The sequence below is a fragment of the Virgibacillus aidingensis genome, assembly GCF_010994035.1.
In the GTDB taxonomy this organism is placed as follows: domain Bacteria; phylum Bacillota; class Bacilli; order Bacillales; family Amphibacillaceae; genus Virgibacillus_N.
Window position 1 is genome coordinate 20,816 of record NZ_WIXN01000013.1, and the last position, 22,178, is coordinate 42,993.

Sequence of the window (22,178 nt, forward strand, 5' to 3'; positions counted from 1 at the left end):
TGAATCCATGTTTCTGAATGTAACGAAAAGAAGAAATCCAGCGTTAATTCATACAGGGCTGTCCCTTCATCAATCAGGAGCTATCCCCCCAAACACGTATGTCATCGATGTGGATAATCTAAAAAAAAATACTCGAAAACTTGCATCTGCGGCACAACAGAATGACATGGAACTCTACTTTATGACAAAACAGCTTGGCAGAATCCCCAAGGTTGCGGAAATAATAGCTGCCAATGGCATAAAGAAAGCAGTTGCTGTTGATTTTGATGAAGGAAAAGTTCTCGCTGATCATGGAATTACAATAGGAAACATTGGACATCTTGTTCAGCCAGGGAAAAATCAGTGGTATGAAGTTCTGAGCTGGAAGCCGGAAGTGGTAACTATTTTTTCCTTTGAGCGGGCTAAGCAATTATCCTTGGCAGCAGAAAGTGTGGGAGTTAAGCAGGATATCCTGTTAAAAGTAACTGGGCCAAATGATAAAATTTATCAAGGGCAGGAAGGGGGCATACCTATAGAAAAGCTTGCTGCAAATATAGATCATATTCGAGATCTTCCCGGGATTAGTATTGTTGGGGTAACCTCCTTTCCAAATCTTCAATTGGCTGAGAATAAGACAAAAATGGTACCGACAGCCAATATGGACACGTTGTTGTATGCAGTTAAAATTCTTGAGGCTAAAGGAATTTTTGTTAAGCAGGTGAATGGTCCCAGTGGAACAAGTACGGAGACGATTCCCTTTCTGCGTAATAAGGGAGTCACCCATTCCGAACCGGGGCATGGCTTAACAGGAACGACGCCTATTCATGTATATAAAGATTTACCTGAGAAACCGGCCATCATTTATGTTTCGGAAATTTCCCATGAATCCAATGGCAATTATCAGGTTATTGCGGGCGGATATTATGGACGATCTAAAATGGAAGGTTGCTTGGTTGGCCATTCAAAAGGAAATATACTTGACCGTTATACAAATGCCCAGCAAAATAACCCTGAAGTAATAGATTATTACGGGATGATAGAACGCCCTTCCAATTTTTCCATAGAAATCGGGGACACAGCAATCTTTGCTTTTCGCACACAGATTTTCGTAACAAGGGCACATGTAGCATTGGTGCAAGGAATTCAATCCGGAGATCCAAAAGTCATCCATCTTGAAAGGAAGTGGTGACAGATGTCAAAAATGACACTACTCGTGATCGACAGCTTTGGAATTGGTGCAATGTCTGATTGTAAGGAATATGTCCCGTCCGACTGTAAGGCCAATACGTATAAGCATATCAGGGAAATGAATCAGGGTAAACTGCAAATCCCTTTCCTATATAATTCGGGGCTGGGTGCCCTTATTGATGATGAATCTCCTCCCAACAACGCTTATGGTTATTCTAAATTGGCCCATCATGGAGCAGATACTTACCTTGGGCATCAGGAAATAGCAGGAAGCTGCCCAAAAAAATCCAATAAACGATTAATGAAAGATATTCATTATGGTATGAAAAAAATACTGGAAAGTAACGGATACGATGTGGATTACCCGTTTGATGAGTTCCCTGTTCTTTTAGTCAATGGTGCAGCAGTAGTAGCGGATAACTTGGAATCTTCCCTGGGGAATATTATTAATGTAACAGCAGATTTTAAAAAGATGCCTTTCTCGGAAGTAAAAGAGTTAGGTAAAGTTGTGCGGCATCATGTAGATACAACAAGAGTTATTGCTTTTGGAGGACCTTATACATCCATTGAGCACATTTTATCCTGTGTAAAGGAAAAGCAAGCAGGTCAATATGGGGTTGATACACCAAAAGCAAATGTGTATGGCGAGGGATATGAAGTTTTCCATATGGGTTATGGTGTAGAAATGGATAGACAATTTCCCATGATAGCAGCGGATCATAATCTGAAGGTTTATCGCATGGGAAAAACAGCTGACGTCCTTCACGGTGCTGGGCCAACTGACCCCGTTGTAAATACAACTGAATTATTATCTAAAGTAATGGAAGCTTATACACAAGAAAAAGATGAGGCTGCATTTTTAATAAATGTACAGGAAACAGACCTTGCTGGACATTCGGAAGACGTAGATTGGTATTGTGAGCTTTTAAATGAAACAGATCATTGGCTTAGAAATACCTTTGTACCCGCAATGCAAGAGGATGATTTACTTATTATTATGGCTGATCACGGAAATGATCCTACCATCGGCCATTCAAATCATACACGTGAATATGTACCAATTATAGCGATAGGAAATAAAGTGGGTAAAACGTATATTGGACTGCGGGAAACAATGGCAGATGTCGGCGCAACCTTCTGTGACTTTTTTGATTTGCCAAAAACAGCAGAGGGGGAGAGCTTTCTTGTGGATTTGCTGGAAAAATAGAATATTGAGTGGAAATCGGATACAAGCTTGGATGTGTCCGATTTTTTACGATTCTAATCTTGCTTAAATTGTAAAACACACGTTTATCTACATTCCCCCAAAAATTCATTTATGAAAAGACAGTTATTCCTTCCATTAAATAACCTGCTTTTTTTCCGGTTTTTAGTAAAAGTCGTAAAAACCGGTTTATTTTTTTATATTTCACAGCTTTTAATAGACAATGGCAATCATTTGGTGCTCATTCCATCTCATCGGGAATAATCACGTTATTCACCGCTTTATGCTTTTTGACGTTAATTCTGCGTATGTTAATCTTATATAGTAACTAAAATAAAACAATTTCATTCCAGGAGGTGAGAGCATCAATACAAGTGGCATTGGTGAAATGACATTAACAACTGATATAGAAACAGATTTTCATTTTCGTAAGCCGACAAAGGAAGATGGTGCAGCTGTATGGGAGCTGATTAAAGGTACAAAGGTACTTGATTTAAATTCTTCTTACAGTTATATCATGTGGTGTGAAATCTTTTCCGAAACATCGATTGTGGCGGAAAGAGAAGGGAAGACTGTTGGCTTCATTTCCGGGTTTATCAATCCTAATAGTCCGGATTCCTTGTTCATTTGGCAGGTAGCTGTCAATGCCTCCGAGCGCGGCAAAGGATTGGCAACCAAGATGCTTCGTCAATTGCTGCATCGTACAGAAGAGGAAGTTCAATACGTAGAAGCTACGGTATCTCCATCAAATAAACCGTCCCAGTCATTATTTAAAGGTCTTGCGAAAAAGCTTGACACCAATTGTGATATCAGTGATTACTTTACATCAAATGACTTTCCGGATGAAGGGGAAGAGCATGAAGACGAATTACTGTTTAAGATTGGGCCGATTAAGAAAGAAAATAAATAATCAAAGGATGATTTAGTTGACAACGGCAGTATTGAACGATACGAAAATGAAAACGTTTGAAGAGCTGGAATCTGAAGTAAGAAGCTACAGCAGGGGCTGGCCGACGGTTTTTGAAAAATCGAAAGGCTACAAGCTATGGGATACAGATGGAAAAGAATACATCGACTTTTTTGCCGGAGCAGGTACATTGAATTATGGACATAATGACGATGTAATGCAGCAAAAGTTAATTGAATATATTAAAAATGATGGCATTATTCATAGCCTTGATATGGGAACAAACCCGAGAAAAGAATTTCTTGAACGCTTCAAGGACGTAATTCTTACACCGCGAAATCTTGATTATAAAATTATGTTCCCTGGGCCAACTGGTACAAATACAGTGGAAAGTGCGCTGAAAATCGCCAGAAAAGTGACTGGACGCGAAACAGTAATCAGTTTTACCAATGCATTTCACGGAATGACGATTGGGTCACTATCCGTTACAGGAAACTCTTTTAAACGACATGGTGCTGGAGTGCCGCTTCATCACTCAGTTTCCATGCCATTTGATAGATATGTGGAAGATGCTGATTCCATCGCATACCTCGAGCGGTTCTTGGAAGACAGTGGAAGCGGGGTAGCACTGCCTGCAGCGATTATTTTGGAAACTGTTCAAGGGGAAGGCGGCATTAACGCTGCACGCATGGAATGGCTGAAAAAAGTGGAGGAACTGTGCAAACGCTGGGATATCCTTCTAATTATTGATGATGTGCAGGCTGGAAATGGACGTACCGGTACTTTCTTCAGTTTCGAACCTGCAGGAATTGATCCAGATATCGTTTGTCTTTCCAAGTCTATTGGAGGTATTGGTCTCCCTATGGCAATTACGCTTATTAAACCGGAACATGACCAATGGGGACCAGGTGAGCACAACGGAACATTCCGCGGAAATAACCTGGCATTTATTGCTGCCACAGAAGCATTGAAAAATTGGGAGAACGATGATTTTGCTAATGAAGTAAAAGAAAAAGGTAAATTACTGCATAAAGCAATAGAGATGCTGATTGAAAAATATCCGGAACTAAATGGAGAAGCCAGAGGCAGAGGTTTAATGCAGGGAATCGCAGTGGAAAAAGAAGGATTGGCAAGTGAAATTTGTGCTGAAGCATTTAATCGCGGCCTGATTGTGGAAACTTCCGGTCCGGATGACGAAGTGGTCAAATTCCTGCCACCGCTGATAATTGATCAGGATGGCCTGGAAAAAGGACTTCAGCTTTTGGAAGATAGCATAAAATACGTACTTGGAAAATAAGATATTCACACAGTAAGATATACAGGATCAGACAGAGAGGGGAAAATATAGATGATTGTAAAATCACTGGAAGATTTAATTGGAACTGAAGATCATACAAAATCCGAGAACTGGGAGAGCCGCCGTTTTATTTTGAAAAAAGACGGTGTAGGCTTCAGCATGAACGATACTATCATCAAAGCAGGCACAGAAAATTTCTTCTGGTATAAAAACCATATCGAAGCGGTTTACTGCATTGAAGGCGAAGGGGAAATTGAAAAGGTATCAACCGGTGATGTTTACCAGATCAAGCCTGGAACAATGTATCTCTTGGATGATCATGATAAACACTACCTTCGTGCACGCACGCAAATGCGAATGGTTTGTGTATTTAATCCCCCCCTGGTGGGAACAGAAACCCATAATGAAGAAGGGTATTACCCCCTTTTAACAGAATAATTGATTTTGATATTTACCTGGTATGGGAGTGATCCTGTGCCAGGTGTTTTTTGTGAGGTGAAGCAGTTAAGATTCATTTACAATGGGGAAAGTTGAACAAATTAAAAAAAAGTAGTATGAAATTAAAAAACTGGCACAAAATACGACCGAAACTTAAAAAAGGAGAGGTTCGTATGTCACAACAGCAAGCACAGCAAACACTTCAGCAAATCAGTCAAATTGCGCAGCAGCTGGCACAGCAGGAGCAGCAAAATGCACAGCAGCTGCAGCAGCAGACCCAGCAGCCAGGAGCCCAGCAGCAAGCAGGAAGCATGGGTGCACAGCAAATGGCGCAAATGGAACAAAATGCGGCACAGCAGTTACAGCAGATTCAGCAGCTCTGCCAGCAGTGTGAGCAGGAAATGATGAATCCGTAAAAGTCAGGAAAGAGACTGTCTCCAAGGGAAGGCCGTTTCGTCTCCATTTTGGATCCGATGCAGGTATCCGCCTTCTTTTGGGAGTCGTCTCTTTTCTTCTTTTCAACAAGGGCAAGCTTCATTCTATTTAAGAAATTAAAGATATCTTAATTCATAAGCCTTTACTTATTTTGTGATGAGATTCACATATACCACACTTCACTATTTGTTGAAGAAATGGCAACTGCTCCAGCCTGCAGTGCAGATACAACAATTTCTTTCTCGCATACAAGTCCGCTTGCGATAATCGGTAAGTTTACTTTATCTTTAACCCAGCCTATTGCTTCAGGCATGCCTCCGGGGAGGATCTCAATGAAATGTGGTTGTGATTGAGCGATTTGTTTATCAATGTTATGGAAGGAAAATGAATCTATCAGGAAAAATCGGTGGATAGTATAAAATCCATATTTCTGCGCTGCATGCACCATGTGGGCTTTTGTGCTGAGAATTCCGTCTGCCTTAGTATTTTCATTCAGAAACTGTAGTGCTACTTCCTCATTCGAAGCCCCTTCAAGGAGATCTACATGAACGAAGGCCAGCTTACCTTTCTCCTTTATTTTGTTTACAATTTGGCCTACATTAATAATTGTGCTGTGAAGGACAAAAATAATATTACATTCACTCTCCATCGCTTCATTTAATCCCTGACTATCCTTTACCGAAGCGATTACCGGATTATCCTCCAACGTTTTTATTATTCTATTTTTACTCATTAAAAAGCTCCTTAATTATGTAAAGTCACTCAATTACTTATTATACAACAACCTGATAAGTAGTAAAGAAAAGCGCTTCAATTCAGCAGTTTGCTTCTTCAATTTGACATAATGGAAATAGAACCATATACTATATAACAGTTGCATAAATTGAAATTAAAGTTACTAGAGCCGAGAGAAAAGTAACTTCCCCTTGGGGGAAGTATGCTTTTCTCTCTTTTATTTTGTCTAAATAATATAAGGGAAACTGAGAATAACTAAACTGAGAGGTGAGAATATGGACATAACAGGCTTCTCTATGGATTATTTTTCATTGAAAGGAAAAACTGCCATCGTTACCGGCGGCAATTCAGGCTTGGGCCGGGCTTTTTCCCTGGCACTGGCAAAAGCGGGGGCAAACTTGTTTATACCCAGTTTAACGGCGGATGATGGGACGACACGGCAATTAATTGAAAATGAAGGTGCACGGATGGAGTTTTTACAGGTTGATATTACAAATGAAGGAACACCAAAACTCATTATAGAAAAATGCCTGGAACACTTTGGAACGGTAGACATTTTGGTCAATAGTGCAGGAATGAATAAAATTGCAGCGTTCAAAGAATTTGACAGGGGCAAGTGGGATCCCATGCTGCAGGTGAATTTAACCGCTGCTTTTGAAGTAAGCCACGAGGCGGCCAAATGGATGATGGAACGACGGGAGGGGAAGATAATTAATATTTGTTCCATGTTTTCCTACCTTGGCGGGCTGGGTTCACCAGCATATGCAGCAAGCAAACACGGCTTAGCCGGGTTGACAAAATCATTTGCTGATGAACTGGGCAGTTATAACATACAGGTTAATGGAATTGCGCCCGGTTATTATGCAACAGAGCTGACAAAAGAAACAAGAAATGATCCCGTTGCAAACGAGAAAATACTGAACCATACACCTGCCAACCGCTGGGGTGACCCAGTTGATTTAATGGGAGCAGTGGTGTTTTTGGCAAGCCGGGCAGCAGACTATGTAAACGGACATATTCTGGCGGTTGATGGAGGATATCTTGTCCGGTAGTAATGTTGAGGAGGCGGCAGGTTATGAAACAGGAAAAATATATCGTCGGGATTGATGGAGGTTCTCAAAGTACCAAAGTGGTCATTTATGATTTATTTGGCAATGTTGTCAGCGAAGGTAAACAAAACCTTAAGTCCTTGCATACACCACAAGCGGGAATAGTCGAACATCCGGATGATGATTTATGGTATTCCCTGATCAAAGCATGTGAACAGGCATTGGCCGATTTTCCAGGTGAAAAGAATAATATCATTGGAGTGGGTCTTTGCACGATCCGATTCTGCCGCTGTTTATTAAATAAAAAGGGGGAACTTGCTGCCCCTGTCATCAGCTGGATGGATGAGCGTGTTTCCAAACCTTATGAACATACGAACAAAGAAACAGCTTACGTTACAGCATCTTCCGGTTATATTACACACCGGCTGACCGGGGAATTTAAGGACACATCTGCCAACTACCAGGGGATGTGGCCTATAGATACGGATACATGGAATTGGAGTGAAGATCCTTCCATCCTCGAACATGTTAATATACCGCGGGAAATGTTATTTGAACTTCAGCCGCCCGGCAGTATATTGGGGTATATCACTGATCAAGCTTCAAAAATGACGGGTATTCCTTTCGATATTCCTGTGGTGGGTACAGCGAATGACAAAGCGGTAGAAGCACTTGGAGCAGGGCTGCTTGAAGAAGACAGGGCATTAATTTCCCTGGGAACTTATATAGCAGGTATGGTTCCAAGTGAAAGGAACATAAAAAATCCGGAAAATTTTTGGACAAACTTTGCATCTGTGCCCGGAAAATACTTACTCGAAAGTAATGGAATACGCCGCGGCATGTGGACAGTCAGCTGGTTCAGGGAACTTTTCGGGGATGTTCTAATAAAACAAGCTGAGGCAAAGCAAATGTCCCCGGAGGAATTTCTGAACAGGGAAGCCGAACAAAAAGTACCTCCCGGGAGCGATGGACTCATTACCATACTGGATTGGCTGGCGCCAGCGGATAAACCATTCCGAAAAGGCATGATGATCGGTTTTGATGAAAGGCATCGGAGAGCACATATTTATCATTCCATATTGGAAGGAATCGCCATGACGATGAAAAATCATTTGGATTCGCTGTTTGGTGAAAGAAATATGGAAGTGAAAGAAATTATTATTTCGGGCGGTGGGTCAAATGGGGATATCATGATGCAATTGATGGCTGATGTCTTCGGTGTCCCGGCAATACGGAATGAAATAAACGGATCGGCAAGCCTTGGAGCTGCCATTAATACAGCTGTTGCACTGAAAGAATATGGAACCTATTCCGAGGCGGTTGAAAACATGGTTCGCGTGAAAGACAGTTTTTTACCCGATAAGGATAAACATGTTTTTTATCATAAATTAAACAGTGAAGTTTACAGTCAGGCAACAAATTATACGGATGGTTTATTAAAGAAGATGTATTCTTTATAAATATTATATAAAAATTATGATTAAAGGAGCTTTGTGAAATGGGACTATCAAGAGAACAAATCGTTCAGGATTTAAAAAGTATTTTAGCTGAAGAACAAATCATTACAGACGAACAGGTGCTGAAGGATAATAGTGTTGATCGTTTCCGCAAATATGAAACGATTCACGGAGTATACACACAGCCGATTCCTGCAGCGGTTGTGAAAGTGAAGCAAGCAGAGGAAATTTCCAATCTCCTTTCTTACATGAATAAAAATGGAATTAACGCAGTGCCAAAAACCGGGGGTTCCGCCACAGAAGGCGGGCTGGAAACGATAGTTGAAAATTCTCTGGTCATTGATGGTTCAGAGATGAATGAAATTGTTTCCATTGATCCGTATAATATGCTTGCCACAGTCCAATGTGGTGTGCCACTGGAGGAATTGGAAAATAAACTTCGGGAACAGGGACTGACGACTGGGCATTCACCACAGTCAAAACCGCTTGCCCAAATGGGCGGATTAGTCGCAACACGCAGCATTGGACAGCTTTCCACATTGTATGGCGGGATTGAAGATATGGTAGTCGGGCTTGAAGCTGTATTTCCAAATGGAAACATCACAAAAATTAAAAATGTCCCTAGACGGGCTGCAGGGCCGGATATCCGCCATGTAATTATCGGGAATGAAGGGGCACTAAGTTATATCACGGAAGTAACCGTAAAGTTATTTCAGTATCAGCCGGAAAATAATCAATATTACGGATACCTGCTGGAAGATATGAAAACCGGATTTGAAATACTTCGGGAAGTGATGGTAAAAGGTTATAAACCTTCTGTTGCAAGACTCTATGACCCGGAAGACGCCGCAGATCATTTTGATTTTTCGAAGGGCAAATGTGTACTGATTTTTATGGCAGAAGGGCCGAAATCAATTGTTCAGGCAACAGGGGAAGCAATTGAAGAAATTGTCACAGAGCATAACCCTTCCGAAAAGGTGGACAGCAATAAGATACAGAACTGGTTTGAAAATCTGAATTGGGATCCCGCCAAAGTGGAAGAAGAGCGAAAAGAAATAAAAGAAACGAATAATATTGGTTTTACTACGGAGGTTTCCGGAACCTGGAGCAATATTAATGAAATTTATGAAAACTGCATTAAGCGAATAAGACAGGAAATACCTGATATAACCATGCTGGGAGGGCACTCATCCCACAGTTATATGAATGGAACGAACATGTATTTTGTGTATTATTATGATCTTGTTAATATTCAACCGGAGGAAGAGATAAGTAAATATCATTACCCTATAAATAAAATAATTGTAGAGGAAACACTAAAGGCAGGAGGCTCCATGGTGCATCACCATGGGGTAGGAAAACATCGCACCCCGTGGATTAAAGATGAATACGGATCATCCTATTACATCCTGGAAACGTTAAAAAAAGCATTTGACCCAAATGGGATTATGAATAAGGGAACAATCTATCCGGGAGAAGATCAATAAGAACAAAATTTATTGCCAAGGTACTTTGAAATGAAGGAGGTGGTAATAGAATGATCGATTTTTTTAACTATGTCCAGAATGACTGGGATAATATTTTTGCCTATACAATGGAGCATCTTCAACTGGTCAGTCTGGCAATTGTTATTGCCATACTCATTGGTGTTCCGCTTGGAATTTATCTGACTACAAATAAGTATCTGGCGGAAACCGTATTGCAGGTGGCATCCATCATTTTGACCATACCAAGTATTGCTTTATTTGGAATCATGATTCCAATTCTCTCCATCATTAATCAGGGGATTGGCTTTCTTCCGGCTTTAATCGCATTGGTTTTGTATTCGCAACTGCCCATTATTAGAAACACGTATACAGCTATTCAAAATGTGGATCCAAATATAAGAGATGCGGCAAAAGGGATTGGCATGACTACTTTTCAGCGGCTCACCAGGGTGGAAATACCTAATGGGATGCCGCTCATTATGGCCGGTATCCGTACGGCTACAGTATTAAATATCGGCATCGGAGCAATTGCTGCATTTATTGGATCCGGCGGACTCGGTGTTCTTATTAATTCTGGCATAAGCCGCGGGAACAGCAATATGGTTCTTGCCGGTGCTGTATTTGTATCGCTGTTGGCACTGGTTGCGGATTTTATTTTAAAATTTATTCAAAAAAGAGTTACATCGCCAGGGGTTAAATAATTGATGAAAGCAGGTGATAAATAGTGATCGATTTTAAAAATGTAACAAAGATTTATGGAGGAGAAGTGAAAGCAGTCGATGACATCACCATGTCGGTAAATGAAGGAGAATTTGTTATTCTGCTCGGTCCCTCCGGCTGCGGTAAAACGACTCTGCTTCGTATGGTTAACCAGCTTGAAACCATTACTGACGGGGAAATAAATGTGAATGGTCAAAATGTGAAAGAAATGGATAAAATTAAAATGCGCCGGAACATCGGATATGTTATCCAAAGTAATGGTCTATTTCCCAATATGACCATTGAGAAAAATACGATGATTGTACCGGATTTACTTGGCTGGGACCGAAAGAAAAAACGGGATCGATTTAACTATTTGATGGATTTAATCGGATTAAACCCGGATGAGTATCGAAAAAGGTATCCGCACGAATTATCAGGCGGGCAGCAGCAGCGCATTGGAGTTGCGAGAGCTATGGCTTCCGACCCGCCGGTCATGTTGATGGATGAGCCATTCGGTGCGCTTGATCCAATTATCAGGGAAAAAGTTCAGGATGAATTTCTGACAATCCAAAAAGAAGTAAAGAAAACCATTCTTTTTGTCAGTCATGATATTGATGAAGCTGTAAAAATGGGCGATAAAATTTCCCTGCTCAGGCAGGGACAAATTATGCAATATGCCTCACCAACAGAAATGCTGCACCGTCCCAAAAATGATTTCGTTTCGGAATTCATTGGCAAAGACCGTGTGTTAAGAAGCATGTCGCTTTATACAGTAAATGATCTTGTTGAAGCATTAGGACTGAAAAGTAAAGAGGAAGACATACAGGATACAAAAGAAATTACCATCGATACCTCTCTTCGTGTAGCACTCTCCATGCTGCTGAATAAGGAAGCGGATGAGTTATTGATAACGGATGATCAGGGTGAAGCCCACGGCAGCCTGACATTTGATCTCATTGAAACGTTTATTAACCGGGAAGTAAGAGGAGCTTAGCAAGAGTGATGAATTCAAAGAAAATTATTGCGTATATTGTTCGGATTACCCTGTGGGCACTGGTAATTGCTTTTTTCTGGTGGGCAATCAGCGAAAATATGTTTGATAAAATATTTAATGAACCGGAGACATTTAAAGGGCTGCTGACGGCGCACATACAGCTCACGGTTATTTCGGCAGGTTTGGCGATATTGACTTCTCTGCCACTTGGTATTTTAATCACCAGACCGTGGTTTCGTAAATCTGAATGGCTGATTGTTAATATTGCAAATCTGGGCCAAACAATACCCAGTTTAGCCGTTTTGGCGCTGGCCATGAGTTTTTTGGGGATAGGAATGCCAACGGCAATAGTGGCACTATATGTTTATTCTTTACTTCCGGTTCTGCAAAACACGATTGCAGGATTGGATTCTGTGCAGCCGGAAATGAAAGACGCAGCAAAAGGTATGGGGATGACCCCATTGCAAATACTGTTTCGAGTTGAGCTGCCAAACGCATCCTCCTCCATCCTTGCCGGTATAAGAACGGCTGTTGTATTAAATATAGGTACTGCAGCACTCGCTTATTTAATTGGAGGCGGGGGATTAGGGGTATGGATTTTCACTGGTATTCAGCTGTACGATAATCAAACATTAATTTCAGGTGCAATACCGGTAACTCTGTTGGCTGTGTTAGTCGATTTCATTTTCCGGGGGCTTCAGTATGTGCTTGTGCCTAAAGGAAACAGGCTTGCAACAAAAGCAGTTACAGATTAAATATGGATAAGGAGAGATTCAGCAAGATGAAGAAAAGAATAATTAGTTTAATTACAGTACTTTTAATTGCTGCAACATTAACTGCGTGCGGCGGTTCAGATGATGGAGAAAGTAAGGAAATTACATTTGGAGCAAAGAACTTTACGGAACAATTCCTGCTTGCACAAATGGGAACCATTATTCTTGAGGAAAATGGATTTAATGTGGAAGAACGGAGTAATCTCGGAAGTACGGCTTTGCGGCAGGCACTGGAAAATGAGCAGGTGGATATCACGTTTGATTATACGGGAACAGGACTTGTCACTTATATGGGCGAGGAGCCGATAGCAGACAAACAAGAAGCTTATGAGACAGTAAATGAACTGGACCAGGAACGAAATGGGATTTATTGGACCAACCTCATGGAGGTAAATAACACGTATACCATTGCCATGAAAGAAGATAGAGCAGAAGAATTGGGGATTGTCAGCATCGCCGACCTGGCAGACTACGTGAACGAGAACCCGGGTGAATTACGCTTTGGCACTGATGCGGAATTTGGAAATCGTGATGACGGACTTCCAGGGGTAGAAGAAACATATGGTTTTGAATTTGGCAGCGATAATATATCAGAAATGAGCTACGGCCTGCAGTATGACGCTTTGGAGAATGACGAAGTGGATGTAGCAATGGGGTTTGAAACGGACAGCCGTATCCGGGAATTAAACCTGGTCAATCTCGAAGACCCGGAAGAATTTTTCCCATCGTATAATGCGGCACTCTCCATGACGGAAAACACGTACGAAAACTATCCGGAAATCCGGGAATTGCTGCAGCCGCTGACGGATGAACTGGACAGTGAAATTATGCGTGAGTTAAATTACCAGGTAGATATAGAAGAGAGATCTGTCAATGATGTGGCTAGAGAATACCTGGAAGAGAACGGGTTTTTAGAGTAACAGGTTATTAATCATAAAGTGTTTAACATTTCCTGGGGCAGGCAAAATTTTGTTTGCCCCATTTTTTATTAGATCAATACCCTATTTTTACATTTTAATTCAGAATATTGATATTTATGGTACAATGAGGATGAAATAGGGGAAGGAGAGCAAAAGGGGTATACAATTGTACAATATAAATAAAAGAATGGGAGGAGTTTGTCTCAATGGAAAACCCAATCAAAAACTTATTATGATTTGTACAGGTTAACTATATATGAATTTGAATCAATCCAGGAAAGGAAATGGTCTGGTAGCGGATTTTCCCTTCCAAACTCAATAAAAATATATATGGACGCCATACATAAATGAAGTGATCGATAAACGGGGACATTAATTTTTTGAGTAATTCAAGAAGGTGATGCAATGGACTGGCAGGATCATAAAAATTATATTACAGTAAAAGCGCGGCAGCCCTTTCAATTTAGTTCATGTCTGAATTGGCTGAAGAAAAGGGATAAGGAGATAATTTATGAACTGGTTAATGAGCATGTGCTTATCCTGATCCCGACAAATGAAGGTGCTGTATTGGGCAGGATAGAGGAAGGGTCCGAGGGTGTAAAAGTTTCGTTTCCCGAATCAATTCCGTCTTTGCGGGGTAAAAACCAAGCAGCACAGTTTGTGAATGATTGGTTTGATATGGATACGGACATTCTTCCTTTCTATCAGCTTGCCGAAAAGGATCCATTGTTGCGGCCTTTAGTTCATAAACATTATGGGATGCGGATTGTAGGCATTCCCGATTTATTTGAAGCATTATCCTGGGCGGTAATCGGCCAGCAGATTAATCTTACTTTTGCATATAAAGTCAAGCGCCGATTTATTGATACTTATGGCGCGCATATTACATATAAAGGAACAAAATATTGGTTATTTCCGCGTGCAGAGAAAATTGCCGATTTAGACCCTGAAGCACTCAGGGAGCTGCAATTCAGTATAAGAAAAGCGGAATATATTATCGATATGGCAAAAATGATCAGGGATGGGGCACTATCAAAGGAAAAATTACAGCATTTGGATCCGCTCTCATTAAAAAAAGAACTGATGGCTATTCGGGGAATAGGGCATTGGTCCGCGGAATATGTGCGAATGAAATGCTTTCGGCATCCTGATGCATTTCCTGTGGCAGATGTCGGTCTGCATAATGCACTGAAATCACAGCTTGGCTGGGATAGAAAACCTGAAATAGAAGAAATTGAGGAGATGGCTGCTCATTTGAGCGGCTGGGAGGCGTATGCGGTCTTTTATCTCTGGATGTCGAATGGATAACATTAATATAAAATATATTCTTTGAAGGAGAAGCTGCGAATGTCTGCACAATTTAATTATGATAAGGACGGGCAAACATACGGAAGTTACAGAAAAACGGATCAAAGAATTGCAGCCTATGTCGAAAAAGCTATTGGAGAGGCACAGACTGTCCTGAATGTCGGAGCGGGAACCGGTTCCTATGAGCCCAAGGATAAATATGTTATTTCAGTGGAACCTTCTAAAACGATGCGTTTACAGCGGGCACAAAAGAATAAAGCTCCGGCAGTCATTGGAACTGCAGAGAACCTGCCCTTCGATGATGATTCTTTTGATGCCTCCATGGCAATGATTACCATTCATCACTGGGGGGATATGGAAAAAGGCTTGCAGGAATTGCTGAGAGTCAGTAAAGGTAGAGTCATTGTTATGACGTTTGATCCCGATGCGTTGGACATCTTTTGGAATGTAAACTATTTTCCTGAAGTTGTGCAGGCAGAGAAGGAAAGATATCCTTCTGTAAAATTTATTATGGATGTATTGGGAGGAAACTGTGAGATCATTACGATTCCCATACCTATCGACTGTGCTGATGGATTTCAGGAAGCTTTCTATGGCCGTCCTGAAGCTTTCCTGGATAAAGAAATAAGAAATAATCAATCTGCCTGGGGTTTTGTATCAGAAGAAGAGGAGCTGCATGGTGTGCAATTGCTGAAAGAGGAACTGGAATCAGGCGAATGGGACAGGAAGTATGGCAAATATCGTACACAGCCTTTTTTTGAAGGGGCGCTTAGGTTGATTGTTGCTGAAGCAAAAGAAGGAAAATAAAGATTTAAAGTTTAACAAAAAAAGGGAGCAAGAGATATTAACATTCATTTTATTTCTGATATCATTTTTTCATAAAGAAAATGGATAATAGATGAAAAAACAAATGGGGATGAATACATGTTTAGTTATTACAGCAAACTTTCTTCAGAAGTATATGACCTCGATAAATATATTGGCCGGTCTTTCGGGGATGTCGAATTTTACAGCGGGAAACTGGCTTCCTGTACGGGTACTATTCTGGAGCCGGGAGTCGGGACGGGCAGGATGCTTATTCCTTTACTCGAAAAAGGGCTGAGAGTGGAAGGCTTCGACGTTTCAGAGGATATGCTAAAAATATGCCGCAGGAACTGTGAAACAAGAGGACTGAACCCGGATTTATTTCAGGATCATATGGAATCTTTCCTATCTGATAAAAAATATGAAGCTATTATTGTGCCGACTGGAACTTTCCTGCTTTTGCACAGGAGAGAGGATTCCATCAAGGCATTGAAAAACTTTTATTATCATCTTGCTGAAGGTGGAAAACTGGTTTTGGACCTGTCGTTGCAAACTGACTTATCGATGGAGAATATATCAACGAGGACATGGGAACTCGGAGATGGGGAAATGATTACTCTGGAAACGAAAAAAGTGGAAGTAGATTATATCAACCAGTACACTATGTCTCATCATCGATATGAAAAATGGGACAATGGCAAGCTGGTACAGACAGAACTGGAGCAATTTCCGCTGCGCTGGTATGGTGTGGAAGAATTTAAACTGATATTGGAACAACTGGGGTTTCAGGATATTGTCATTTCCGCGGATTATGAATATGGAGTATATCCGACGGAAGAAAGTCAAATGATTACGTATGAGGCTGTTGTTAATAAGGAGTGTAATCCGGTATAGAAAAAGTTTTCCTGTGTATTTGTCGGCTTCGGAGCATGTAAACTTCCGGTTCTGTCCATTGAAGTGTAAGAAAAAACAATTTCTTCCTGTGTTATAATTAAAATAATATATATTTGAAAGGTTTGCATATTGGTTTGGGAGAGGTATTTATGAGTACTGTTCTTATTTCAGGTGATTTCAATGTCCAATAAATTTAATGCACATCAAGGCTATACCTACATGTTTAAAGAGAATTATCTTTCATTGGGATTGTTTTTCCCCCTGGAATCTTATGAAGGAAGTATCCCGGAAATGGATGTGGAGAAGCAGCTGAAACTTACAAAACAGGCAGAAGAAGCGGGTTTTGCTTCTCTATTTGTCAGGGATGTTCCGCTTTATGACCCCGGATTTGGCGACGCAGGACAGATGTATGATCCATGGGTTTTTCTTGGATATATAGCGGCCCATACAAAAAGAATCGCTTTAGGGACCGGAAGTATTGTTACACCGCTGCGCCATCCGTTACATACTGCAAAAGCAGCGGCTTCTCTTGATCGGATTTCCGGCAACAGACTGATTCTCGGTCTTGCTGCAGGCGATCGGCCAATTGAATTTTCCGCTTTTTCCACGGACAGAGACAAGCGCGCACAGCTATTCCGTGAGACGCTTTATGTGATGAGACAAACGTGGAAGGAGCCGTTTCCGAAAATCAGCTCCACAACGACCAATTTGCAAGATGCCGATTTACTTCCCAAGCCGTCCATTGGGGATATACCGGTATTGATTACAGGAAATGCATCCCAGACACCTGCCTGGATTGCACAATACGGGGATGGCTGGTTTTTTTACCAAAGAAATATAGACTTGCAGGCACTGCGGATGAAGGAGTGGCGTTCTTTCACTAACGGCTTCAAACCTTTTGCCCAGTCCCTGTCTTTGGATTTAGCAGAAGATCCAAATGAAGAGCCAACATACATGCAGCTTGGATTCCGGAGCGGGCGTAATTATTTAATATCCTATTTGGATGACCTGAGAAAAATCGGTGTAAACCATGTGGCATTTAATTTTAAAGCAGCCAAACGCCCAGTGGATGAGATGATTCAGGAGCTCGGGGAGGAAGTCGTTCCGCATTTTCCTGCATTATCAAGTGTCAGATAAACGAAGGAAAGAAGGTGGAAATAATGCCTGTTTGTCAAAGTTGTAATCAGAAGTGGACATGGAAACAAACGGTGAAGAAATCATTTACTTTAGATACGGCCATGCCGTGTCCGCACTGTAGTCAGAAGCAATACGTTACCTCCAGAGCGAGGAAGCGGAGTGCACTGCTTACCATGATTATCCCATTCCTTATTTTTATTCCTTTCTTTTTTGATGTAAATATTTTTACTGCTTTAGGCCTTTACCTGGCAGCGGGGATGGGAATTATGCTTATTTATCCGTTTCTCGTTGAATTATCCAGCCAGGAGGAACATTTATGGTAAATTATTTGGAGGGCAATCCAAACATTTTTTTGTAATTTTCTTGAATCATAATGAAAAAACACGCTGCTAATTATGTCGTTATAATTAATAGCGTGTTACTGCACAAGGTGCCTTTTTAATCCACTTTCTCCGGCTCCGGATAATCATACCCTTTTGTGTCTACGGTTACTTCCTTCATTTGCTGGTCTTCAAGCGGCCTGTCCATATCGTCCCGCTCTGCCGAGACGATCTCATCAGCCACTTCCATCCCTTCCGTTACTTCCCCAAATGCCGCGTAATCGCCATCAAGATGCGGGGATAGTTCCGTCATAATGAAAAACTGGGACCCGGCTGAATCAGGGTCCTGTGATCTCGCCATCGACAGAACGCCGCGGTCATGCTCCAAATCATTTTCAAAGCCATTGGAACTGAACTCACCCGGGATGGCATAGCCTGGATTGCCGGTTCCGTTGCCTTCCGGATCTCCGCCTTGGATCATGAAGCCCGGAATGACCCTGTGAAAGATCAATCCGTCATAAAATCCGTCTTCCACAAGGGATACAAAGTTGGCTACCGTATTCGGTGCAATTTCCGGATAAAGTTCGGCCGTTATTTGTTCATCATTTTCCATCGTAATGGTTACCACCGGATTTTCTTCTACGTCTTCCGGGTAATTGGATTGTTCGTTGGTTTCTTCCTCCGGCTGTTCTGCCGTTTCATCCGCCTGCTCCCCGTCATCCTGTCCGCAGGCTGCCAGCAGGAATAAAAGGCTGATTGAAATAATTAATAAGGTTTTGTATTTTGCCCGCACATTTTTCCTCTCCTTGCTTTCTAAAAATATGACCGCATTTAGTATAGCATGTCTTTTCCTGGTGGAAAACGGGAGAAAGTCCCCTTTTTTGAAACTGTTTTTTTGGTTAGAAGTTCACAAATAAAATGCCGAAATTCACAAAATCAATCTGCGTTCTGCTCTTCTTTGAAATTGAAAGACAAGGCAGACGTCCAAATTACGCAAAATGTCCGCCGATTTTCTTGCTCCGGTCAAGCGTAATGCCGGCGCTGGTATAACTTGTTGCCCGCAGAATAGCCGTAGATCCGTGCTTGGCCCGGATAGCATCCATGACATAGCCGATATCCGTTTTTTTGGCGCGGTCCTCAAACAGGTTCAATTGTGTTTCCCCTTTATCAAATAGATTATCCAGAGTAACATAGACGCGGCGGATATTGCTTTTCCCATCATAAAATTCATGAAACAGCTGCATGCATACCTCATACATATCCATTGTAACATTGGTGGGGATGGACACGGAGCGGGAACGGGAAAAACCGCCGCCTGTTTCTTTCCCGTAGCCAATGCCAAGATGAATGGTTTTACCAACCTGATTGGCTGTTCTGGCTCTGCGGCACACTTCCTCACAAAGATCGAGGATACAAACCGACACCTCTTCCTTTGTGTAGTCACGCAGCAATGAAATGCCGTGGCCAAAGCCTTTTTGTTCGGTTTTGGTAAAGTCGCCGTAAATAGGGCTTAAATCAATGCCCCATGCATGCCAATACAACTGTTCTCCCATCACTCCGAAACGTTTTTTAAGTTGCTCCAGGCTGAATCCTGCCAGCTGTCCGAGTGTAACAATTCCCATCCGGTTCAGGTTCCGTTTCATTCTGCCGCCAATTCCCCAAATATCCTCCACAGGAAAAGGCCAAAGTTTTTCTTCGACATCTTCATATTTGCATTCGGCAATGCCTGCTTTTTTTGCGTGCAGATCCATTACCACTTTAGCCAGAAATTTATTATCACCGATCCCGATCGACGAGGTGATCCCGAAGCTGTCGAGAATATCTGTTTTTATTTTTCGTGCAATCTCCCAGCGATCTCCGAATAATCTTTGCAGCCCATTGACCGTCACCCAGACTTCATCCACGGAATACTGGTGAATGGCTTCCTTTGGAACATATTGGTTAATCAGCCTCGTGATTTCCATCGACACCCGCAAATAATCAGCCATATGTGCCGGAACAATATGAATGTCCGGGTCATCCGGTAGCTCAAAAAAACGGCTCACATTGCTGATGCCATGCTTTCTTTTTAATTCCGGGGAGGCTGCCAGCACAATACTCCCTGATCTATTCGGATCACCAACCACCGCCAGCATGGTTTTCATTGGATCCAGCCCTAATTTTACAGCTTCTACACTTGCATAAAAGGAACGCATATCAATACAAAGTACATCATTTCTTGGATAAGAAGAATAATCCATGAAAATCACCACCTAACAGGAACGTTTGTTCCTATTATATGCAGAAAATAGGACTTTAGCAATGGTAATAAATACAATTTCTGAATGATTGAATTTTCAAAGACAATTTTTTCTGCTTGTAAGATAAAAATAAGTATATTATCATTTATTGTAATTGTTATACAACTTTGAAGGAGATGAGGCATATGTTTTCACCATTGACCCCACTGGACTGGAAGCGGCGGGCAGTCAAATATTACCCGCAGAAAAAGGCGGTCATTGATGGAGAAAAGGAATTTACATACGAGGAGTTTGGAGAGCGGGCAGACAGACTTTCTGTTGCTTTGCATGAAGCAGGTATACGGAAAGGGGATCATGTGGCGGTTATGCTCCCGAATACACATTATATGCTGGAGAGTTTTTACGGAATCTGTCAGCTTGGTGCGGTAATGGTGCCTTTAAATTACCGGATTTCTGCAGAAGATATGGAGTATATCATCAATCACAGCGATGCGAAAATGCTAATAGTGGACGAACAATTTACAGAGCCCATTAAAGAAGTGGAAGACCACCTATCTCTGGAAGAAATCATTGTTGTTGCCGTGGAAGGGTATGAGTCTGCAGTAAAAGGATTGGATTATGAAGCATTCCTGGAGCGTGTCCCGCATCATTCCCCACCGGAAGTGGAAATCGATGAAAACCAGTTGCTCACATTGAATTACACGAGCGGAACAACATCCAAACCAAAAGGAGTCATGCTTACCCATCGCGGGAATTATCTTAATGCTGCGAACTTTATGTATCATTTAAGAGTGGAGCATGATGATGTTTATCTGCACACGCTGCCAATGTTTCACGCCAATGGATGGGGCGGTGTCTGGGCAATTACTGCAGCCGGGGCGACACATGTTTGTTTAAGAAAAGTGGATCCGCCGCTGATTCTCGATTTATTTGAGGATAAAAAAATCAGCCTGTTATGCGGAGCGCCAACCGTGGTCAATATGCTGATCAATGATCCGAAAGCAAAGGAGACAGAAATAAAAACAAGACCCCGCATGGCGACTGCAGGAGCTCCTCCGGCAGCAGCATTGATTCAGAAAGCACAGGATATTCTCGGTCTGAATATGACACATGTATACGGCTTAACGGAAACCTCACCCTTTATTTTATATAATGAATGGAAAAAGGAATTTGATGAAAAATCAGCGGATGGGCAGGCAATGATTAAAGCAAGACAGGGAATTGAACTGGCATTTAACGGCGAGACGAAAGTGGTTCAGCAGGACGGGCAGGAAGTGGCATGGAACGGAAAAGAACTGGGAGAGATTGTTACCCGCGGCAATGTAGTCATGGAAGGGTACTACAAAGACCGGGAAAAAACGGCAGAAGCCATGAAAGACGGCTGGTTCTACACAGGTGACCTGGCAGTAACGCATCCGGACGGTTATATAGAGATTCGGGATCGTGTGAAAGATATGATCATCTCAGGCGGGGAAAATATTTCATCCACCGAGGTAGAGGGTGTATTGTATAAACACCCGGATGTATTGGAAGCAGCAGTTATCGCCATCCCTGATGAAAAATGGGGAGAGGTGCCAAAAGCGATTATAGTACGGAAAGACAATGCCGGGGTTACGGAACAGGCTATCATAGATTACTGCCGTGAAAATATGGCACATTTTAAAGCGCCAAAAGCAGTGGAATTTGTGAAAGCGCTCCCGAAAACCGCTACAGGAAAACTGCAGAAATTCCGTTTGAGGGAAATGCATTGGGAAGGTACTAAAAAAGTAAATTAGTAATCGGGAAGAAATAAAATCCATACCGGGAAAGCGGAGCATTTAATTTCCCGGTATCGTTTTTTTTTAGTATGTCCAGGAAATTGCTGATAGTTGTGAAAAAAAGGCCCGGCACAGGCCATGGAAGCAGTTTTT

General features: G+C 41.8%; 22 protein-coding genes. 19 read left to right on the plus strand and 3 right to left on the minus strand.

The features are described from left to right. Window positions 1-7: 7 nt before the first annotated feature. From GHD25_RS12085 to GHD25_RS12110, 6 genes are all read left to right on the plus strand, one after another. Window positions 8-1,168 carry an alanine racemase gene (locus GHD25_RS12085; protein ID WP_164217185.1) on the plus strand — a complete coding sequence of 387 codons (1,161 nt, stop codon included), beginning with the start codon at window positions 8-10 and terminating at the stop codon, window positions 1,166-1,168. Window positions 1,169-1,171: 3 nt separating this feature from the next. Then, entirely contained in the window at window positions 1,172-2,374 is a 1,203-nt protein-coding gene (locus GHD25_RS12090) for a phosphopentomutase (RefSeq protein ID WP_164217187.1), read from the plus strand. A 385-nt stretch (window positions 2,375-2,759) separates the two neighbouring features. After that, window positions 2,760-3,281: a diaminobutyrate acetyltransferase gene (gene ectA / locus GHD25_RS12095; RefSeq protein ID WP_164217189.1), complete on the plus strand. Its 522-nt coding sequence runs from the start codon at window positions 2,760-2,762 to the stop codon at window positions 3,279-3,281. 46 nt (window positions 3,282-3,327) lie between these two features. After that, window positions 3,328-4,575 carry a diaminobutyrate--2-oxoglutarate transaminase gene (ectB, locus tag GHD25_RS12100; protein ID WP_164217345.1) on the plus strand — a complete coding sequence of 416 codons (1,248 nt, stop codon included), beginning with the start codon at window positions 3,328-3,330 and terminating at the stop codon, window positions 4,573-4,575. 51 nt (window positions 4,576-4,626) lie between these two features. Next, window positions 4,627-5,013: an ectoine synthase gene (locus tag GHD25_RS12105; protein ID WP_164217191.1), complete on the plus strand. Its 387-nt coding sequence runs from the start codon at window positions 4,627-4,629 to the stop codon at window positions 5,011-5,013. A 173-nt stretch (window positions 5,014-5,186) separates the two neighbouring features. Then, entirely contained in the window at window positions 5,187-5,429 is a 243-nt protein-coding gene (locus GHD25_RS12110) for a hypothetical protein (protein WP_164217193.1), read from the plus strand. Window positions 5,430-5,611: 182 nt separating this feature from the next. Here GHD25_RS12110 and GHD25_RS12115 read toward each other — a convergent pair whose 3' ends face one another. Further along, window positions 5,612-6,181 carry a glycerol-3-phosphate responsive antiterminator gene (locus tag GHD25_RS12115; RefSeq protein ID WP_164217195.1) on the minus strand — a complete coding sequence of 190 codons (570 nt, stop codon included), beginning with the start codon at window positions 6,179-6,181 and terminating at the stop codon, window positions 5,612-5,614. 277 nt (window positions 6,182-6,458) lie between these two features. Here GHD25_RS12115 and GHD25_RS12120 point away from each other — a divergent pair, with 277 nt between their 5' ends. From GHD25_RS12120 to GHD25_RS12175, 12 genes are all read left to right on the plus strand, one after another. Beyond that, window positions 6,459-7,235 carry an SDR family NAD(P)-dependent oxidoreductase gene (locus GHD25_RS12120; RefSeq protein ID WP_164217197.1) on the plus strand — a complete coding sequence of 259 codons (777 nt, stop codon included), beginning with the start codon at window positions 6,459-6,461 and terminating at the stop codon, window positions 7,233-7,235. Between the two features lie 23 nt (window positions 7,236-7,258). After that, complete coding sequence (locus tag GHD25_RS12125) at window positions 7,259-8,692, plus strand: FGGY-family carbohydrate kinase (RefSeq protein ID WP_164217199.1); 1,434 nt, start codon at window positions 7,259-7,261, stop codon at window positions 8,690-8,692. A 38-nt stretch (window positions 8,693-8,730) separates the two neighbouring features. Further along, the gene (locus tag GHD25_RS12130; protein ID WP_164217201.1) at window positions 8,731-10,176 is read left to right on the plus strand and encodes an FAD-binding oxidoreductase; all 1,446 of its coding nucleotides are present in this window, start codon (window positions 8,731-8,733) and stop codon (window positions 10,174-10,176) included. Window positions 10,177-10,226: 50 nt separating this feature from the next. Then, window positions 10,227-10,877: an ABC transporter permease gene (locus GHD25_RS12135; RefSeq protein WP_205601356.1), complete on the plus strand. Its 651-nt coding sequence runs from the start codon at window positions 10,227-10,229 to the stop codon at window positions 10,875-10,877. Window positions 10,878-10,900: 23 nt separating this feature from the next. Beyond that, window positions 10,901-11,872 (plus strand): ABC transporter ATP-binding protein, encoded by a 972-nt coding sequence (locus GHD25_RS12140; protein WP_164217203.1) that lies wholly within the window; start codon window positions 10,901-10,903, stop codon window positions 11,870-11,872. Between the two features lie 8 nt (window positions 11,873-11,880). After that, window positions 11,881-12,627 carry an ABC transporter permease gene (locus GHD25_RS12145; protein ID WP_164217205.1) on the plus strand — a complete coding sequence of 249 codons (747 nt, stop codon included), beginning with the start codon at window positions 11,881-11,883 and terminating at the stop codon, window positions 12,625-12,627. Between the two features lie 26 nt (window positions 12,628-12,653). Then, window positions 12,654-13,565, plus strand: a complete 912-nt coding sequence (locus tag GHD25_RS12150) for an ABC transporter substrate-binding protein (protein WP_164217207.1) — start codon at window positions 12,654-12,656, stop codon at window positions 13,563-13,565. Between the two features lie 405 nt (window positions 13,566-13,970). Next, complete coding sequence (locus tag GHD25_RS12155) at window positions 13,971-14,873, plus strand: DNA-3-methyladenine glycosylase family protein (RefSeq protein ID WP_164217209.1); 903 nt, start codon at window positions 13,971-13,973, stop codon at window positions 14,871-14,873. A 39-nt stretch (window positions 14,874-14,912) separates the two neighbouring features. After that, the gene (locus GHD25_RS12160) at window positions 14,913-15,680 is read left to right on the plus strand and encodes a class I SAM-dependent methyltransferase (RefSeq protein WP_164217211.1); all 768 of its coding nucleotides are present in this window, start codon (window positions 14,913-14,915) and stop codon (window positions 15,678-15,680) included. A gap of 117 nt (window positions 15,681-15,797) precedes the next feature. Then, window positions 15,798-16,571, plus strand: coding sequence for a class I SAM-dependent methyltransferase (locus GHD25_RS12165; RefSeq protein WP_164217213.1), 774 nt, complete (start codon window positions 15,798-15,800; stop codon window positions 16,569-16,571). Between the two features lie 180 nt (window positions 16,572-16,751). Continuing rightward, window positions 16,752-17,708 carry an LLM class oxidoreductase gene (locus tag GHD25_RS12170; protein ID WP_164217215.1) on the plus strand — a complete coding sequence of 319 codons (957 nt, stop codon included), beginning with the start codon at window positions 16,752-16,754 and terminating at the stop codon, window positions 17,706-17,708. A 23-nt stretch (window positions 17,709-17,731) separates the two neighbouring features. Continuing rightward, window positions 17,732-18,031, plus strand: coding sequence for a TIGR04104 family putative zinc finger protein (locus GHD25_RS12175; protein ID WP_164217217.1), 300 nt, complete (start codon window positions 17,732-17,734; stop codon window positions 18,029-18,031). 115 nt (window positions 18,032-18,146) lie between these two features. On the opposite strand, the gene GHD25_RS12180 is transcribed toward GHD25_RS12175, so the two are convergent. Continuing rightward, entirely contained in the window at window positions 18,147-18,821 is a 675-nt protein-coding gene (locus tag GHD25_RS12180; protein ID WP_164217219.1) for a peptidylprolyl isomerase, read from the minus strand. A 196-nt stretch (window positions 18,822-19,017) separates the two neighbouring features. Next, a complete protein-coding gene (locus GHD25_RS12185) occupies window positions 19,018-20,268 on the minus strand; it encodes a DNA polymerase IV (protein ID WP_164217221.1) in 1,251 nt (416 codons plus the stop codon). Window positions 20,269-20,453: 185 nt separating this feature from the next. On the opposite strand from GHD25_RS12185, the gene GHD25_RS12190 reads away from it, so the two are divergent. Further along, a complete protein-coding gene (locus GHD25_RS12190) occupies window positions 20,454-22,043 on the plus strand; it encodes a long-chain-fatty-acid--CoA ligase (RefSeq protein ID WP_164217223.1) in 1,590 nt (529 codons plus the stop codon). The last annotated feature ends 135 nt before the right edge of the window (window positions 22,044-22,178 follow it).

Coding starts and splice junctions, on each gene's coding strand:
- GHD25_RS12160 (WP_164217211.1), top strand. CDS start 14,913: ATGTCTGCACAATTTAATTATGATAAGGACGGGCAAACATACGGAAGT.
- ectB (WP_164217345.1), top strand. CDS start 3,328: ATGAAAACGTTTGAAGAGCTGGAATCTGAAGTAAGAAGCTACAGCAGG.
- GHD25_RS12155 (WP_164217209.1), top strand. CDS start 13,971: ATGGACTGGCAGGATCATAAAAATTATATTACAGTAAAAGCGCGGCAG.
- GHD25_RS12185 (WP_164217221.1), bottom strand. CDS start 20,268: ATGGATTATTCTTCTTATCCAAGAAATGATGTACTTTGTATTGATATG.
- GHD25_RS12110 (WP_164217193.1), top strand. CDS start 5,187: ATGTCACAACAGCAAGCACAGCAAACACTTCAGCAAATCAGTCAAATT.
- GHD25_RS12145 (WP_164217205.1), top strand. CDS start 11,881: ATGAATTCAAAGAAAATTATTGCGTATATTGTTCGGATTACCCTGTGG.
- GHD25_RS12150 (WP_164217207.1), top strand. CDS start 12,654: ATGAAGAAAAGAATAATTAGTTTAATTACAGTACTTTTAATTGCTGCA.
- GHD25_RS12130 (WP_164217201.1), top strand. CDS start 8,731: ATGGGACTATCAAGAGAACAAATCGTTCAGGATTTAAAAAGTATTTTA.
- ectA (WP_164217189.1), top strand. CDS start 2,760: ATGACATTAACAACTGATATAGAAACAGATTTTCATTTTCGTAAGCCG.
- GHD25_RS12105 (WP_164217191.1), top strand. CDS start 4,627: ATGATTGTAAAATCACTGGAAGATTTAATTGGAACTGAAGATCATACA.
- GHD25_RS12165 (WP_164217213.1), top strand. CDS start 15,798: ATGTTTAGTTATTACAGCAAACTTTCTTCAGAAGTATATGACCTCGAT.
- GHD25_RS12085 (WP_164217185.1), top strand. CDS start 8: ATGTTTCTGAATGTAACGAAAAGAAGAAATCCAGCGTTAATTCATACA.
- GHD25_RS12175 (WP_164217217.1), top strand. CDS start 17,732: ATGCCTGTTTGTCAAAGTTGTAATCAGAAGTGGACATGGAAACAAACG.
- GHD25_RS12125 (WP_164217199.1), top strand. CDS start 7,259: ATGAAACAGGAAAAATATATCGTCGGGATTGATGGAGGTTCTCAAAGT.
- GHD25_RS12190 (WP_164217223.1), top strand. CDS start 20,454: ATGTTTTCACCATTGACCCCACTGGACTGGAAGCGGCGGGCAGTCAAA.
- GHD25_RS12115 (WP_164217195.1), bottom strand. CDS start 6,181: ATGAGTAAAAATAGAATAATAAAAACGTTGGAGGATAATCCGGTAATC.
- GHD25_RS12090 (WP_164217187.1), top strand. CDS start 1,172: ATGTCAAAAATGACACTACTCGTGATCGACAGCTTTGGAATTGGTGCA.
- GHD25_RS12120 (WP_164217197.1), top strand. CDS start 6,459: ATGGACATAACAGGCTTCTCTATGGATTATTTTTCATTGAAAGGAAAA.
- GHD25_RS12135 (WP_205601356.1), top strand. CDS start 10,227: ATGATCGATTTTTTTAACTATGTCCAGAATGACTGGGATAATATTTTT.
- GHD25_RS12170 (WP_164217215.1), top strand. CDS start 16,752: ATGTCCAATAAATTTAATGCACATCAAGGCTATACCTACATGTTTAAA.